11 protein-coding genes are annotated in these 15773 nt (G+C 69.6%); 5 read left to right on the top strand and 6 right to left on the bottom strand.

The features are described from left to right. Positions 1-37 precede the first annotated feature (37 nt). Both C8E96_RS20585 and C8E96_RS20580 read left to right on the top strand, forming a co-directional pair. On the top strand, positions 38-1411 hold the full coding sequence (locus C8E96_RS20585) for a pentapeptide repeat-containing protein (protein ID WP_228769886.1): 1374 nt from the start codon (positions 38-40) through the stop codon (positions 1409-1411). Beyond that, on the top strand, positions 1398-2225 hold the full coding sequence (locus tag C8E96_RS20580) for an NUDIX hydrolase (protein WP_091374901.1): 828 nt from the start codon (positions 1398-1400) through the stop codon (positions 2223-2225). Before C8E96_RS20585 ends, C8E96_RS20580 begins: the two co-directional genes overlap by 14 nt. Positions 2226-2377: 152 nt before the next feature. On the opposite strand, the gene C8E96_RS33435 is transcribed toward C8E96_RS20580, so the two are convergent. From C8E96_RS33435 to C8E96_RS20570, 3 genes are all read right to left on the bottom strand, one after another. Continuing rightward, positions 2378-2545, bottom strand: coding sequence for a hypothetical protein (locus tag C8E96_RS33435; RefSeq protein ID WP_166658062.1), 168 nt, complete (start codon positions 2543-2545; stop codon positions 2378-2380). Positions 2546-2766: 221 nt separating this feature from the next. Continuing rightward, positions 2767-3312, bottom strand: a complete 546-nt coding sequence (locus C8E96_RS20575; RefSeq protein WP_091374898.1) for a superoxide dismutase — start codon at positions 3310-3312, stop codon at positions 2767-2769. A gap of 74 nt (positions 3313-3386) precedes the next feature. After that, positions 3387-3872, bottom strand: coding sequence for an FxsA family protein (locus C8E96_RS20570; RefSeq protein ID WP_228769885.1), 486 nt, complete (start codon positions 3870-3872; stop codon positions 3387-3389). Between the two features lie 462 nt (positions 3873-4334). Here C8E96_RS20570 and gltB point away from each other — a divergent pair, with 462 nt between their 5' ends. Beyond that, positions 4335-8846 (top strand): glutamate synthase large subunit, encoded by a 4512-nt coding sequence (gene gltB, locus C8E96_RS20565; RefSeq protein ID WP_091374895.1) that lies wholly within the window; start codon positions 4335-4337, stop codon positions 8844-8846. Next, positions 8839-10290, top strand: a complete 1452-nt coding sequence (locus tag C8E96_RS20560; protein ID WP_091374892.1) for a glutamate synthase subunit beta — start codon at positions 8839-8841, stop codon at positions 10288-10290. The genes gltB and C8E96_RS20560 overlap by 8 nt, the downstream gene beginning before the upstream one ends. Before the next feature lie 80 nt (positions 10291-10370). Here the strand turns inward: C8E96_RS20560 and C8E96_RS20555 are convergent, their stop codons facing one another. Together C8E96_RS20555 and C8E96_RS20550 are read right to left on the bottom strand one after the other, a co-directional pair. After that, positions 10371-12311, bottom strand: coding sequence for a YncE family protein (locus tag C8E96_RS20555; RefSeq protein ID WP_133794622.1), 1941 nt, complete (start codon positions 12309-12311; stop codon positions 10371-10373). Positions 12312-12360: 49 nt separating this feature from the next. Then, positions 12361-12915, bottom strand: a complete 555-nt coding sequence (locus tag C8E96_RS20550) for a hypothetical protein (protein WP_133794620.1) — start codon at positions 12913-12915, stop codon at positions 12361-12363. Positions 12916-13150: 235 nt separating this feature from the next. Between C8E96_RS20550 and C8E96_RS20545 the strand changes: the two genes are divergently transcribed. Then, complete coding sequence (locus C8E96_RS20545; RefSeq protein WP_091374883.1) at positions 13151-14419, top strand: hypothetical protein; 1269 nt, start codon at positions 13151-13153, stop codon at positions 14417-14419. 93 nt (positions 14420-14512) lie between these two features. Here C8E96_RS20545 and C8E96_RS20540 read toward each other — a convergent pair whose 3' ends face one another. Continuing rightward, a complete protein-coding gene (locus C8E96_RS20540) occupies positions 14513-15736 on the bottom strand; it encodes a lipase family protein (RefSeq protein ID WP_228769884.1) in 1224 nt (407 codons plus the stop codon). Positions 15737-15773 lie beyond the last annotated feature (37 nt).

Raw genomic sequence — 15773 nt, 5'->3', positions numbered from 1 at the left:
CCCGCACGCGGTGGGCGGGATGCGCGATGATCGCGGCGTGGTCGTATCCAAAGAGCGCGCTGCCCTCAAACCGTTGTCCAAGGGCACGCTGGCGGCGGTCGTCATCGGGCTGACGATGTTCACCGCCGTGGTGGTGACCGTGCTGTGGTGGGCGGGCACGCGCGGCCTGACCGACGACAAGCTGGTGACCGCGCGCTTCGAGGCGCTGCGGATCGGCCTGAGCATCGGGATCGGCGGCGGCGGGGTGTTCGCGCTGTACCTGGCGTGGCGGCGGCAGCGGTCCACCGAGGACGACCTCGACAACCGCGAGCGCGCCCTGGCCCTGCAGCGACAGGTCGCCGCCGACACGGTGGCCCACCAGCAGCGGACCGCGGACGCGTCGGAGAAGGACGCGGCCGAGCGGCGGATCACCGAGTTGTACACCAAGGCCGCCGACCAACTCGGCTCCGACAAGGCACCCGTGCGCCTCGCGGGTCTGTACGCGTTGGAACGGCTGGCCCAGGGCAACCCGGAGCAGCGGCAGACGATCGTGAACCTGCTGTGCGCCTACCTGCGGATGCCCTTCCCACCGCTGGGCGAGGCCGACGTCGCCCACCAGGAGCGCGAGGTCAGGATGGCGACGCAGCGCATCCTGTTCCACCACCTGCGGCCGGACGCCGAGTCCGCGTTCTGGCCGGACATCGATCTCGACCTGACGGGCGCGATCCTCGTCGAAGTGGACCTCGTCGGCTGCCGCGTCCGGTCCGCGCGCTTCAGCCGGGCGACGTTCGACGGTCCCGCCCAGTTCCGCGACCTGCGGGTCTCCGGATCGGCACGATTCAGGGAGGCGGTCTTCACCGCGGACGCCGGATTCGAGCTGGCGAGCTTCGGCGGGAACACCGAGTTCCGCCAGGCGAGCTTCACCGGGCAGGCCGAGTTCATCGGCACGACCTTCGGCGACTTCGCCGGATTCGACGGGGTGCGCTTCGGGCGGCATTGCGGGTTCGAGCGGGTGACCTTCGACAGCGTGGCTTCCTTCGAGCAAGCGCGCTTCGAGGGGACCGCACGGTTCCACCTGGCCGAGTTCAGCGCGGCGTGCCGGTTCAGCCGGGCGACCTTCGACGGTGCGGTCACGTTCTACGGCGTGAATTTCGCCCGCGGGACCACGTTCGACGAAGTGGCCTTCGCCGGGGACGCCGAGTTCCAGCGCGCGAAGTTCGGCGGGCCCGCCTGGTTCCGCAAGGCGAGCTTCAGTGCGCTCGCCCGGTTCAACCCCGCGACGTTCACCGGGCCGTTCCACCTGGAGGACGCCCGGTTCGCCGACGGCGCGCACTTCGGCGGCGCGACGTTCGGGGTCACGCCGATACTGGAGCGAACGGGTTTCGCGAAGGGCGTTCCCGCCGTACTCGAGGAGGCGCATGGCACGGGGTGACGGTGACTGGGTGGTCCGGTGCGAGCGCGGACACGTCCACTGGGGACGTTTCGGCGCGGCGGGCCTGCTGCCGGTGCACGACGGGCACGTCCTGCTGCAACACCGCTCCCGCTGGACGCACGGCGGCGGCACCTGGGCCCTGTTCGGCGGCGCGCGTGACAGCCACGAGAGCGCCGTCGAGGCCGCGCTGCGTGAGACCGGCGAGGAGTGCACCCTCGACACCTCGCTGGTGACGCCGTTCGGCGTGATCGGCGTCGACCACGGGAACTGGTCCTACGAGACCGTGATCGGCTCCATCGACAGCATGCCGACCGTGGAGCGCGCCTCCCGGGAAACCCGTGCGGCCGCGTGGATCCCGGTGGACGAGGTCGACCGGCTCAACCTCTACCCGCCGTTCGCGAAGGCCTGGACCACCCTGCGCACAGCCCTCGTCCGGCCGGTGCTGATCGTCGACGCCGCCAACGTCATGGGCGCCCGCGCCGACGGCTGGTGGAAGGACCGGGCGGGTGCCGCGGCCAGACTGCGCGACGAGTTGGCGAAGGTCGCGGCCTTCCCCGGGATCACCCCGTTCGACGTCGCGTTCCCGGAGATCCTCTTCGTCGTCGAGGGCGCGGCCCGCGGGATCGGCTCGGTGGACGGCATCACCGTCGTCGACGCCCCCGGCAGCGGCGACGACACCATCGTCGACATGGCCAGGGGCAGGCTCGACGCGCCGTGCCTGGTGATCACCGCCGACCGGGAGCTGCTCCGCCGCTGCGAGAAGGTGGGCGCGCAGGTCAGCGGGCCGCGGACGTTGCTGTCGCTGCTCGCCTGAGCGAGACGGACCCGCCCGCGTCGAAACCGAGAGCCACGCGCTCACCCGCGCCGAACGCCTCGGCCATCACGGCGCGCCGACCACGCGCAGGACGCCACGGCCATGACCGCGAGCGCCACTGGGATCGCCCCGGAAGAGGATCATGGACCATGCTAGCCGCCTCTGTGCGGCTTGCCCTGAGTACTTCCACTCAAGTGGTCAGCCCGCTCGGGCGTCTCGACCGACACCGTGATCGACACCCCCGAGGTCGACGTCACCGTCACCCGGTCTCCCTCGACTGCGATCTCGGAGAACGGGTTCGACTCCGCGAGGTAGCACACCCACACCAGTTCACGGGCCGGGCGAAGAACCCCTCCGAACCATGCGAGCCCTCGCCCGCGCACAGGACCCCGCCGTCGGCCGCCGCCGCATCCGGGCGGCGTGGCGGTCGGGCGTTCAGCCATCCCGTCGCGCTTTGCGCGAACTTGATTCACAAACCTCGAAACTCGGCCACCCGGACGAAGGAGATCGTCGGGGTGGCCGAGTTCGGTCTACGAGTCGCTCAGTCGTCGAGGGTGAGGCAGGCCAGGCGCGGGCCTGCCGTGCCCGCGTTGCCCGGCTCGGTGTGGGTGTGCTCGGCGTGGATGACGACCGAGTCGGCCGGGCGGTCGCCGAACTCCCAGCCGACCTTCGCCACGGCCTGCCCGTGGCCGCGGGCGTCGGTGTGGAAGTCGAGCCAGATCTCGTTGTCCGGGTTGGCGTAGGCCGGGTCGACCGACGGGACCACCGGGTCCTTGACGTTCTGGAAGTGCGGGCCCGCGTCGGCGGGCAGCGCGCCGCAGGGCTTGACGTGCACGTGGGCGCCGTACTGGCGGTGCGGCAGGAGATCCTTGACGATCAACAGAACCACCGTCTTCTCGCCCTCGGAGATCGGGACGACCGTGGCCTTGGCGCCGACGGGCACCTTGTCGGGCGCGTACGTGATCGCGGTGGCACCCGGGCTGTAGGTCTGGAACGTGCCCGACGTGGGGCCCGCGGCGGACGCGGGGATCGTCACGGCGAGCAGCAGTGCTGCCGCCGCGGGGATCGCGACAAGGGAACGACGCATGCGGCCAATCCTTCCGGGACAAGCGGCGACAGGCACGCGGGACATCGGCCTGCTCACCAGGTGGAGAAGGCCGCTCAGTCGGTCTCGCGCCTGCTCTCCGGGAGGAAGATAGTCGGCTTGGCATCTGCACTGGAAGGGTGGGGATCGTCGGTGTCCGGGCCTACGACCATTGAGTCCACGATGATCGTCCGACGCTCCCGGTTGGCGACCGCGACCTCGGCCCGGCGGATGAGCCTGCGGCGCACGATGGCGCGGGTCGGCGGGAGGAGCAGCAGGATCGCCAGGACGTCGCTGATGAAGCCGGGCAGGACCACCAGCACGCCCGCGGCCGCGACGAGCACGCCGTCGACGAGTTCGCGCTCGGGCGGGCGGCGGGCGGTGATCGCGGCCTGCAGCGCCCCGAGTGTCTTGGTGCCCTCTCGGCGCAGCAGTGCAACACCCACGAAGGTCGCGGCGATAAGCAGCAAGATGGTCGGCAGGATGCCGACAAGGTTGCCGACAGTGACCATCACGGTGATTTCCGCTACGACGGCGAGGAACAGCACCAACAGAATCGGCACCGCGAGTCCCTTCCCTGGAAGAATTCGGCCGGATATCTGCCCAACGTTCGAAGAGCCCGAAACGCTCCCGAAACAAAGAATCGCCTGGTCAGAGCTATCATGGCGACGAAGGCCCGGCGTCAAGGGCACGTGGTGTTCGCCACGAGCTCCGTTCGGCGTATCCCGATAACGCCGAGTTCACACTATTGTCATGGAAAGTCCCAGACGATCCTGGGGCGATATCGCGTGACGACGGCGTCCACACCGGACCCGACCGCCGCACGCAGGCCGCACGACGAGGTGCGCTGCCACTCCGCACGATGAGGTGCGCTCAACCGCCCAAGCCCGGGCTATTTCCGCACGTCGCCGCACAGCACGCGACGCACACCGGGCCGAGTCGACGGTGAAAGTGCCCATTGCGGCTTTCCCCTGACTACTCGGCGCGCCCGTGTGCGCGTCAGAGCAGAGGGAGGGCCGCTTCACATGACGACCCGCCAGGACCCCCGGCACGGGGGCCTTTATGACGAGCAGTACGAACACGACAACTGTGGTGTCGCGTTCGTGGCCGACCTCGCCGGTCGCAGAGACCACGGCATCGTCGCCAAAGCGCTCGTCGCCCTGCGCAACCTGGAACACCGCGGCGCCCGCGGTGCCGAGCCGGACACCGGCGACGGCGCGGGCCTGCTGATCCAGGTTCCGGACGGGTTCTACCGCGAGGTCGTCGACTTCCCCCTGCCCGACGCCTACGCCGTGGGCACGGCTTTCCTGCCCGTCGACGAGACCGAGCGCGCCGCCGCCGTGGCAGTCATCGAGCGCGTTGCCGCCGAAGAGGGCGCCGTGGTGCTGGGCTGGCGCGAGCTGCCGGTCAACCGTGAGCACGCGGGCGCGACCGCCGCGTCGGTCATGCCGTACTTCTCCCAGCTGTTCATCGCCGCCGCCGACGGTGTGTCCGGCCTTCCGCTGGAGCGCCTGGCCTTCTGTGTGCGCAAGCGCGCCGAGCACGACACGGACGTCTACTTCGCTTCGCTGTCCTCGCGGACGATCGTCTACAAGGGAATGCTCACCGAGCCCCAGGTGGGCCTGTTCTTCCCCGACCTGAGCGACGAGCGGGTCACCAGCTCGATCGGCCTGGTGCACTCCCGCTTCTCCACCAACACGTTCCCGTCGTGGCCGCTGGCGCACCCGTACCGGTACGTCGCCCACAACGGTGAGATCAACACGCTGCGCGGCAACCGCGCGTGGATGGACGCGCGCGAGTCCATGCTCGCCAGCGACCTGATCCCGGGCGACCTCAAGCGGATCTTCCCGGTCATCACCCGCGGCGCCAGCGACTCCGCGTCCTTCGACGAGGTGCTGGAACTGCTGCACCTCGGTGGTCGCTCACTGCCGCACGCGGTGCTCATGATGATCCCCGAGGCGTGGGAGAACCACACCGAGATGGACCCGGCCCGCCGGGCGTTCTACGAGTTCCACTCGACGCTGATGGAGCCGTGGGACGGTCCCGCGCTGGTCTCGTTCACCGACGGCACCCAGATCGGCGCCGTGCTCGACCGCAACGGCCTGCGCCCGGCCCGCTACTGGGTCACCGAGGACGGCCTGGTCGTGCTGGCCTCCGAGGTCGGCGTGCTCGACATCGACCCGACCACGATCGTCCGCAAGGGACGGTTGGAGCCGGGCAAGATGTTCCTGGTCGACACGGCCGCCGGCCGCATCATCGACGACGAGGAGATCAAGGGCGCACTCGCCGCCGAGCACCCGTACGCCGAGTGGGTCGCGAATGGACTCACCACGCTGGAGTCGCTGCCGGAGCGCGAGCGCGAGGTGCCCACGCACGCGTCGCTGGTGCGCAGGCAGCAGGCGTTCGGCTACACCGAGGAAGAGCTCGCCATCCTGCTGCAGCCGATGGCCCGCACCGGCGCGGAGCCGATCGGCTCGATGGGCAACGACGCTCCCCTGGCGTCGCTGTCGACGAACCAGCGGCCGCTGTTCGACTACTTCAGCCAACTCTTCGCCCAGGTCACCAACCCGCCGCTGGACGCGATCCGCGAGGAGCTGGTGACCTCGCTGGGCGCCGCGCTGGGCGCCGAGCCGAACCTGCTCGAGGTCGACGAGAACTCCTGCCGCCGGATCACCCTGCCGTTCCCGGTGCTGGACAACGACGAGCTCGCCAAGATCGTGCACGCCAACGACGACGGCGACCGCCCGGAGTACCAGGCCGTCACCATCCACGGCCTCTACGACGTGCGCGGCGGCGGTGACGCGCTGCGCGAGCAGCTCGACGAGATCCGCGCCGAGGTGTCGTGGGCGATCAAGCACGGCGCCCGGGTGATCGTGCTGTCCGACCGCGGTGTCGACGAGAACCTGGCCCCGATCCCGTCGCTGCTGCTGGTCGGCGCGGTGCACCAGCACCTGGTGCGGGAGAAGACCCGGACCCAGGTCAGCCTGGTCGTGGAGTCCGGTGACGCCCGCGAGGTGCACCACATCGCGCTGCTCATCGGCTACGGCGCCGCGGCGGTCAACCCGTACCTGGCGATGGCCACGGTCGAGGAACTGGCCGAGCAGGGCCTGATCGCCGGTGTGGACGCCAAGAAGGCGACCCGCAACCTGATCAAGGCGCTGGGCAAGGGTGTCCGCAAGACCATGTCCAAGATGGGCGTGTCCACTGTGGCCTCCTACACCGGCGCGCAGATCTTCGAGGCCCTCGGCCTCGGCGCCGAGGTCATCGACGCCTGCTTCGCCGGCACCACCTCGCGGCTCGGCGGCGTCGGCTTCGACGTGCTGGCCGAGGAAGTGGCGCAGCGGCACGCGCAGGCCTTCCCCCGCGACGGTGTTCGGGCCAGCCACCGCGACCTGATCACCGGTGGCGACTACCAGTGGCGCCGCGAGGGTGAGCCGCACCTGTTCAACCCGACCACGGTGTTCAAGCTGCAGCACTCCACCCGGTCGGGCAAGTACGAGATCTTCAAGGAGTACACCCGCGCGGTCGACGACCAGTCGGCGTCGCTGAAGACGCTGCGCGGCCTGTTCGCCTTCAAGGAGGGCGTGCGCCCGCCGGTGCCGGTCGAGGAGGTCGAGCCGGTCTCGTCCATCGTCAAGCGGTTCGGCACGGGCGCGATCTCCTACGGGTCGATCTCGCAGGAGATGCACGAGACGCTGGCCATCGCGATGAACCAGTTGGGCGCGAAGTCCAACACCGGTGAGGGCGGCGAGGACTCCGACCGGCTCTACGACCCGAAGCGCCGTTCGGCGATCAAGCAGGTCGCCAGTGGTCGGTTCGGCGTGACCAGCGAGTACCTGGTCAACGCCGACGACATCCAGATCAAGATGGCGCAGGGCGCGAAGCCCGGCGAGGGCGGGCAGCTCCCGGGCACGAAGGTGTACCCGTGGATCGCCAAGACCCGGCACTCGACGCCGGGCGTGGGCCTGATCTCCCCGCCGCCGCACCACGACATCTACTCCATCGAGGACCTGGCGCAGCTCATCCACGACCTGAAGAACGCCAACCCGGCGGCCCGCATCCACGTGAAGCTGGTCTCCGAGGTCGGCGTCGGCACGGTCGCGGCGGGTGTGTCCAAGGCGCACGCCGACGTGGTGCTCATCTCCGGCCACGACGGCGGAACGGGTGCCTCTCCCCTGTCGTCGATCAAGCACGCGGGCGGTCCGTGGGAGCTGGGCCTGGCCGAGACGCAGCAGACGCTGCTGGCCAACCGGCTGCGCGACCGGATCGTCGTGCAGACCGACGGGCAGCTCAAGACCGGCCGCGACGTCATCATCGCGGCACTGCTGGGCGCCGAGGAGTTCGGTTTCGCCACCGCTCCCCTGGTCGTGTCCGGCTGCGTCATGATGCGGGTGTGCCACCTGGACACCTGCCCGGTGGGTGTCGCGACCCAGAACCCGGTGCTGCGCGCCAAGTTCAGCGGCAAGGCCGAGTACGTCGTCAACTTCTTCGAGTTCATCGCCCAGGAAGTGCGCGAATACCTTGCCGCGCTGGGCTTCCGCTCGATCGAGGAGGCCGTGGGCCACGCCGAGCTGCTCGACATGCGCGACGCGGTCGACCACTGGAAGGCCTCGGGTCTGGACCTGTCGCCGATCTTCCACGTGCCCGAGCTGGCGCCGCGCGCGGCGCGGCACTGCGTCACCAAGCAGGACCACGGCTTGGAGAAGGCGCTCGACAACACGCTGATCCAGCTCGCCGAGGGCGCGCTGAACTCCGGCGACCACGTGCGGCTGGAACTGCCCGTGCGCAACGTCAACCGGACCGTGGGCACCATGCTCGGCTCGGAGCTGACCAAGCGCTGGGGCGGCGAGGGCCTGCCCGACGACACGATCGACGTGACCTTCACCGGCACGGCGGGCCAGTCGTTCGGCGCGTTCATCCCGCGCGGGATCACGCTGCGGCTCGTCGGCGACGGCAACGACTACGTCGGCAAGGGCCTGTCCGGCGGCCGCATCACCGTGCGCCCGCACCCGGGTTCGCAGTACACCGCCGAGCACCACGTGATCGCGGGCAACGTCATCGCCTACGGCGCCACCGGCGGCGAGATCTTCCTGCGCGGCAAGGTGGGCGAACGCTTCTGCGTCCGCAACTCCGGCGCGCTGGCCGTCGTTGAGGGCGTGGGCGACCACGGCTGCGAGTACATGACGGGCGGTCGCGTGGTTGTGCTCGGGCCCACCGGGCGCAACTTCGCGGCGGGCATGTCCGGCGGCATCGCCTACGTGCTCGACCTGGCCGCGCAGCGAGTCAACCCGGAGATGGTCGACCTTGACCCGATCTCCGTGGAGGACAACGACTTCCTTCGCGAGGTCGTCTCGAAGCACTTGGCGGAGACCGAATCCGCCGTCGCCCGCGCATTGCTGGCCGACTGGGACAACGAGGTCCGGCGCTTCACCAAGGTGATGCCGAAGGACTACAAGCGCGTGCTGGCCGCGCGTGCCGCCGCCGAGCGCGACGGCCGCGACATCGACAAGGCGATCATGGAGGCCGCACATGGCTGACCCCAAGGGCTTTCTGACCACGCCGCGGGAGAACGCGTCCCACCGGCCGGTTTTCCTGCGCCTGAAGGACTGGCGCGAGGTCTACGACGAGTTCGGCAACGAGCGCGTGCAGAAGCAGGCCGGTCGCTGCATGGACTGCGGCATCCCGTTCTGCCACCAGGGCTGCCCGCTGGGCAACCTGGTGCCGGAGTGGAACACCCTGGTCTGGCGCGACGACTGGAAGACCGCCGCCGAGCGGCTGCACGCGACGAACAACTTCCCGGAGTTCACGGGAACGCTGTGCCCGGCCCCGTGTGAGTCCGCGTGCGTCCTCGGCATCAACGACGACGCGGTGTCCATCAAGCGGGTCGAGATCTCGATCGTCGACCGCGCGTGGGACGAGGGCTGGATCAAGCCTCAGGTGCCGACCGTGCGCACCGGCAAGAAGGTCGCCGTGGTCGGCTCCGGCCCCGCGGGCCTGGCCGCCGCCCAGCAGCTGACCCGCGCGGGCCACGACGTCGTGGTGCTGGAGCGGGCGGACGCGATCGGTGGTCTGCTGCGGTACGGGATTCCCGAGTTCAAGATGGAGAAGTCCCGGCTGAACAAGCGTCTTGAGCAGATGACGGCGGAGGGCACCGAGTTCCGGACCAACGTCAACGTCGGCGTGGACGTCACAGTCGAGCAGCTGCGCTCCGACTACGACGCCGTGGTCCTGGCGGGCGGCGCCACCGCGTGGCGCGACCTGCCCATCCCGGGCCGCTCGCTGACCGGCGTGTACCAGGCGATGGAGTACCTGCCCCCGGCCAACCGCGTCGCGGCCGGGACGCTGGACCGCTCCCCGATCCACGCCGAGGGCAAGCACGTCGTCGTCATCGGCGGCGGCGACACCGGCGCGGACTGCGTCGGCACGGCGCACCGGCAGGGGGCGGCTTCCGTTACCCAGCTGGAGATCATGCCCAAGCCGCCGGAGTCGCGGGCCGACGTCAACCCGTGGCCGACGTACCCGATGCTCTACCGGGTCACCTCGGCCCACGAGGAGGGCGGCGAGCGCGTGTACTCGGTGTCCACCACGGAGTTCGTCGGTGACGCGGACGGCAACGTGCGCGCGCTGCGGATCACCGAGGTGGTCAACGAGGGCGGCAAGTTCGTCCCGGTCCCCGGCTCGGAGCGCGAGCTCCCGGCCGACCTGGTCACCCTGGCGATGGGCTTCGTCGGCCCGGAGAAGGACGGCCTGCTGACCGACCTGGGCGTCGACCTCGACCCGCGCGGCAACGTGGCCCGGGGCGCCGACTTCCAGACCTCCGTCGAAGGTGTCTTCACCGCGGGCGACATGGGCCGCGGCCAGTCCCTGATCGTGTGGGCGATCGCCGAGGGCCGCAGCGCCGCGGCAGGCGTCGACGCCTACCTGACCGGCCGGGCAGTGCTGCCGCGGCCGATCGAGCCCACGGACCGTCCGCTGGTCTGATGGGGTGCTGACGACGGCCCGCGAGCAATGGCGCTCGCGGGCCGTTTTTCATTCCCGGTTCCGGGTGCCGAGCCGTCGGGCTAGCACTTGTCGGTGGTGAACGTTTCGCCAACGCCTCGCCCCGGTGAGGGGCCTGATGGGCCACGAAGGTGCTTGGGTCCGCCCTCACCCCATGCTCCGGTGTAGCCCCACCAAGGCTGCTCGGTGACAGGTTCGAGCTTCTGCCAGGTGGTCCAGCGGTCGCCGGGGTTGGCGATGTCCTGCTTGTTTCGTCCCGGTCGCGGGTATGACGCATGCGAGAGGACAGCCGAGTAGGCGACGGGATGGCCGTCAGCCTTCTCGACGTCGGTCCATGGCATGGCGCAGGCGTGCCCGTGTCCCCAGAAGGTCATCGTGACCGGCGTTTCGTCGTCTAACACGACCGCTACCCGTTCCCAGTCGCCCTCGTGCGGGTTGGCGTTCGGGTTGATGGGGTAGAACAGCCAGTAGATGACCGCGACTCGGCCGCCCGGCTTGCCGTCCTGATCGGCGTGCTGCCAGTAGACGGGGGCGGTGTTCACTCCGTCGGAGCGGTGAGGATCGTCGATTTCGGCGATCGCGAGATTGTCGGCATCGAGGAAGAAGCCCTCGGGCCCAAGGAATTCCCCCGAGCCGACGTCCTCGGTGTGGTTCGACGGGAGCGGGTCGCCTTCATGGGGGCACTCGCGGTTCAACGGGTAATGCGGCTTCCCTCCCGCTTGGTGGTGGTAGCCGCCCTGACCGAGGACGCGTTCGTCGAGGTCGCCCGCGATGTGGTGGTCGTGGCAGTTGTTGTCGTGACTCCACCTCAGCGTGGAGCGGGCGATGAAGTCGCTCGGGTCAGCCGGGCCCGCGAGATCGAACTGCGACAGGCGAACCAGAGGAGCCCACTGCTTGGCCAGCGCAGCCGGCGAGGAGTCGCCGGTCGGGCGACCGTGCTGCGGGGGAATCCACACCTGACGGGCGTGGGTGCTGAGCACGGTCCGGGTTTGGCCTTCCACCAAGGTGAGTGGCTTGTCTTCCTCTCCCCTGCCGAGTTCGAGACCGCTCCCGGCGCCGATGTCGAGCACGCTGTCGAGGTCGCGTTCGTCGGTCCGCGCCCATTGGGCGCCGTCGTAACGCCATTGGTTGTGCGCGGACTTCTCACCGCACTGCGGTCCGTTCAGTCCGCCGTAGGTGCATGACCACGTCCACGCGGCTGTGCGCAGGGTTCCGTCCGCCGCCCACCAGAGGTGGTCGCGGCTGCTGTTCCAGTCGTCGGCGGCGATGTTCGGTGTCGTCTGCCGCAACTCCTGGTCGCTCGTCTTCGTCTGCTCGGCCGAGCTGGTGGGGTCGAGCCAGAACACCTCGGCCACCGCTGTCGCCGCGCCTGTGGATCCCGTGGTGGCGTAGGCGAACAGCGGCCCACCCGACCAGCCGCGCGGGGTGAACGCGGTGTCCGCCACCTGGCCGACCTTGCCCGCGTTCGTCGTCTTGCCGGTGGCCGGGTCGACGATGATCAGTTCGCTCGCGTCGCGGGCACCGGTTTGCGAGATCTGGAACGTCACCAGCCGATCACCGGCGCCGGCGATCGACGAGGCGCCGTTGTCCAGTTTCAGCGGCCCCTGGGGCTTGAGGGTGGCGAGGTCGAACGCTGTCAGCTCGGTCGCGCCGTATTCCGCCGAGGCGTACACCTTCCCGGCCGCGATCGCGATGTCGTGGCAGGTGCAAGCGGCCTTCGCGATCGCGCCGGTCCGCGCATCGATCGAGACCAGCTGCTCGCCCGTGATCGCCACGAACCGCGAACCGTCCGGAGCCCATTCCGCTTGTTCACCGGTGTCGGCGTCGAGTTCGGCGACCACGGCACCGGCCCGCATCAGCCGGAGCTTGCCCTTCTCGGCGTAGGCGAACAAAGGGGCGCCGGTCTCCGCGGGCTTGGTGTCCACGGATCTCGGCGGCGGCGGTGGATCCGGCTCGCAGCCTGCCACCAGCACCAATGACAGCGTGAGGACAAGCAAACGCATGATCCACCCCATGACCTGGCAGCCTACGCAAACGTCCGACCGGGGAACCTCAGCGTGAACCGTCCGGGGCCTTTACCGGGGTGCAGGGAAACTCCGACTTGTCGGAGAGCGCTTCCCTGGTCGGCACGCACAGCTCGAGTTCACCGAGCTCAACGGTGTCGGCGACCTCGAAGCCGACCTGGCCGATGAGGGTCTCGCCGCGCTTGATGTCGTTGCGGGCGTACTCACCCGATTCCCACCGGTGCTCACGCCATTTGTCGTTTTCCAGGGCATCGAGTTCGCTGCCCGGCCATCCCCAGAAGTAGCAGTAGCCGGAGATGGGGGACTCCGCGCCGCACGGGCCCGAGGTCGCCTTGTGGCGGACGTAGAACTCCCGGTTGATGCTGACCTTGTCGGCCCCTCGGTCCGCCAGTGCCGGGGTGACCGCGACCCACACCACCAGGTAGTGGTGACCCGGCTTCGCCGGGGTGTCCAGCACCTCCGGCTTCCAGGTGGCGTCGATCGCCTTGGTCTTCACGCCGACTTTCATACCCGCCTCGGTGAACACGACACCTTCACCTGGGAAGTCCTCGAACGCGGGCGGCTTGGCCGAGGGCGCGCTCACCGGCGCCTCATCGGTGCTCCCCGGTGTGTTGTCCCCCTGGGGACCACCCCCGTCGCTGGAACACGCCGTGAGCAGCGCGGCCGACACCACACCCACAACCAACTTCGCGGACCTCAACAATCTCCCCTTTCGTCCGGACTGAGGTGGCGAACAATAGAGCCTCATGAAGCCGTCGCGCCGGACTTCGACCGACTCGACCGGCTGAACCGTCCCCGGTGGGTAACGTTCCGGAACTATGAGGAACCCGGTGGTCATGATCCTGATGGCCGTGACACTGATGTCCGCTCTGCTGTCCTGCGACGACAACGTCCTGCCCGAGCACGCGGGAGAGCCAGAGCCCGGGACGGCCCTGCGGGTCCTGGCGGAGCGCTACGCCCCTGTCGTCTGGCTGGCCAAAGGCGACAAGAACGGCCCCGGAGACGCCTCCCGCGCCGCCGAGGGGGCCTCTCTGTGGCTGCATGACCTGTGCGACGGGGTGCCCAGCAACACCCAGATCGCCGACCGGGTCGAGCTGCCCCGGCTGGGTGGCCGCGAAGAGGCGTACTCAGCGGCCAGCTGCTCCGCCGTGGTGGGCGGGTTGCAGTCCGACAAGCACACGGCGGCAGGCGACGGGCGCGGGTTCTACCTCGACTTCGACGACTCCTCCCGCGCCGGGGACCCGGGGACCGCTCCGCTGTACTGGCAGGCCGTCGTCGACGGGAACCGCACGGCGATCGTCTACTGGCTGTTCTACCCGTACAACGACTTCGTCAACGACCACGAAGGGGACTGGGAGCGGGTCGCCGTGCAGTTCCGCGACGGGCGGCCCGAGCCGGTGGGCGTGACGTTCTGGAAGCACAACGAACCCGAGTGCTTCGCGTGGTGGGGCGAGCTCGAGGTCGACGGCGACCGGCCGGTCGTCTATTCCGCGTCCGGCTCCCACGGGTCCTACCCCTGGATGGGGACCTACGACGCGTTTGTCGCGGACAAAATCAACGACGTCGCCACGAAGGGAACCCGCTGGGCCGGGCGGCCCCGCTCGGTTGTGGACGAACCCTGGTGGGGCTACCGCGGCCGCTGGGGGTACCAGGCGGGCGCCCCCGGCTCGGACGGCCCGCACGGCCCCTACCCCGGCCGCGACACATCGACCCTCGGCGGCGAGGGCTGCGCCCGGCCGGACAAGGCCGCGCCCGAGGTGTTCCGGGGCAGTTGGCGGTCGCCCGCGCCGGTCGTGCAGCCCACGTCCGAAAAGACCTATCACGTCGAGATGACCATCACCGAGCCCGACGGCGACGTCGTCGGCGAGACCCGCTACCCCGGCCTAGGGTGCCGGGGCGTGCTGCGGTTCTCCCGGTCCGACCCGTCGACCCTGGTCGTCACCGAGCACATCGTGGAGCAGGGCACGACGCGCTGCGTCGTCGACGGCTCGATCACGCTGCGGCCCGACGGCGACGGGCTGCGGTGGGAGTACTCCGAGGGCGGGGCGTCCCACGTCGTGGCCACGGCCGACCTCGTTCGCCCATAGATCAACCGGATCGCCCGATCGGGCGAAGGGGAGACGGCGGGAACGGCCCGCGAGCGTCGGGACTCGCGGGCCGTTCCCTTTACCCGGTGGGAGTTAGAACTTTCCGCAGTTCGGTGTCGCGGTCTTGCCCGCGAACCGGTCTCCGAGCCATGCCGCGGAGTTGCCGGCGGCGGGTTGGGCGGCGAACACGTGCGGAAGCAGGGGCAGGGCGAGGAGGTCGCGGAACTGGACGTTGGCGCCGAGGCCGCACCAGTCCTTGGCGAGTTGCTTGCCCTGGCCGTAGGGGACGATGTCGTCGAGCGGGGCGTGCTCGACCAACGTGGGCGCGGTGGGCTTGCGAAGGCCGATCCGCATGTCCTTGATGACGGTGGTGAATGGTTCCTGGGTCAGGTACGCGGAGACGGGTTTGCCGTCCTTGGTCAGGCTGCTCGACTGCTTGAACGCGAACTTGAAGATCGCGTCCATCGTGCACACCTGCGTGGCCTGCACGAACAGGTCCGCGCCCGCTTCGTTGGCCAGGGCGACCAGCCGGGTCTCGGGGTAGGCGGTGTTGATGCCGACCAGGGCGAAGCCGAGGAACCCGAACGCGTACGCGCCGTCGAGGCTCTTGGCGAGTACCGCCTTGTCCGCCGGTGGCGCGCCGACGTAGGCGCCCTTCACGTCGAGTTCCGGGGCGTACTCGGGGGCCAGTTCGACCGCGGCGGCCGACCCGCCGCCACCTTGGGAGTAGCCGGTGATGCCGACCGGCCCGTTGGGTGCCAGGCCCGTGCCGGGCAGCCGCTGCGCGGCCCGGATCACGTCGAGGACCGTGTGTGCTTCCGACGCGCGCACGACGTAGGTGTGCTCACCGGGGGTGCCGAGGCCTTGGTAGTCGGTCTGGGCGACCGCGATTCCCCGCTCCAGCAACGGATTGATGAACAGGCTGTGTGTCTGCGACGCGATGTCACCACCGCCCTCACCGGCCAGGGTCTTCGACGGGGCGCAGTGATCGGCCATGCCGGAGGTGAACGGCGAATAGGCGACGATCGGGCGCGGGCCTGGTCCCGACCAGGGCTTGGTCGGGACCAGAACCGTCCCCGTCACCGCGATCGCCTTGTTCTTGGCGTCCCGCGACAAATACATGACCCGGGTCGCCGTCGCGCCGTTATAAGTGGACGCCTGGGATTTGATGACGTCACCATTTTGCCCCGCGGGCAATGGCGACGGCGGGGTATAGAAATCGGCGGCGACAGCGGGCGACGACGCCACGGTGACCACCGCGAGGACAGCGGCGACCACTGACGTCGCAGCGAGTCCGCGTTTGACTGAGACGTGCACGTTGACACTCCGTTGCGCTCAGGTATCCGAATGGGGC

This window comes from Actinokineospora alba (assembly GCF_004362515.1).
GTDB classification, from domain to species: domain Bacteria; phylum Actinomycetota; class Actinomycetes; order Mycobacteriales; family Pseudonocardiaceae; genus Actinokineospora; species Actinokineospora alba.
The sequence above is the reverse complement of the archived record's forward strand: the minus strand, read 5'-3'. Positions and strand labels throughout refer to the sequence as shown.

Coding starts and splice junctions, on each gene's coding strand:
- gltB (WP_091374895.1), top strand. CDS start 4,335: ATGACGACCCGCCAGGACCCCCGGCACGGGGGCCTTTATGACGAGCAG.
- C8E96_RS20580 (WP_091374901.1), top strand. CDS start 1,398: ATGGCACGGGGTGACGGTGACTGGGTGGTCCGGTGCGAGCGCGGACAC.
- C8E96_RS20560 (WP_091374892.1), top strand. CDS start 8,839: ATGGCTGACCCCAAGGGCTTTCTGACCACGCCGCGGGAGAACGCGTCC.
- C8E96_RS20575 (WP_091374898.1), bottom strand. CDS start 3,312: ATGCGTCGTTCCCTTGTCGCGATCCCCGCGGCGGCAGCACTGCTGCTC.
- C8E96_RS20545 (WP_091374883.1), top strand. CDS start 13,151: ATGAGGAACCCGGTGGTCATGATCCTGATGGCCGTGACACTGATGTCC.
- C8E96_RS20555 (WP_133794622.1), bottom strand. CDS start 12,311: ATGCGTTTGCTTGTCCTCACGCTGTCATTGGTGCTGGTGGCAGGCTGC.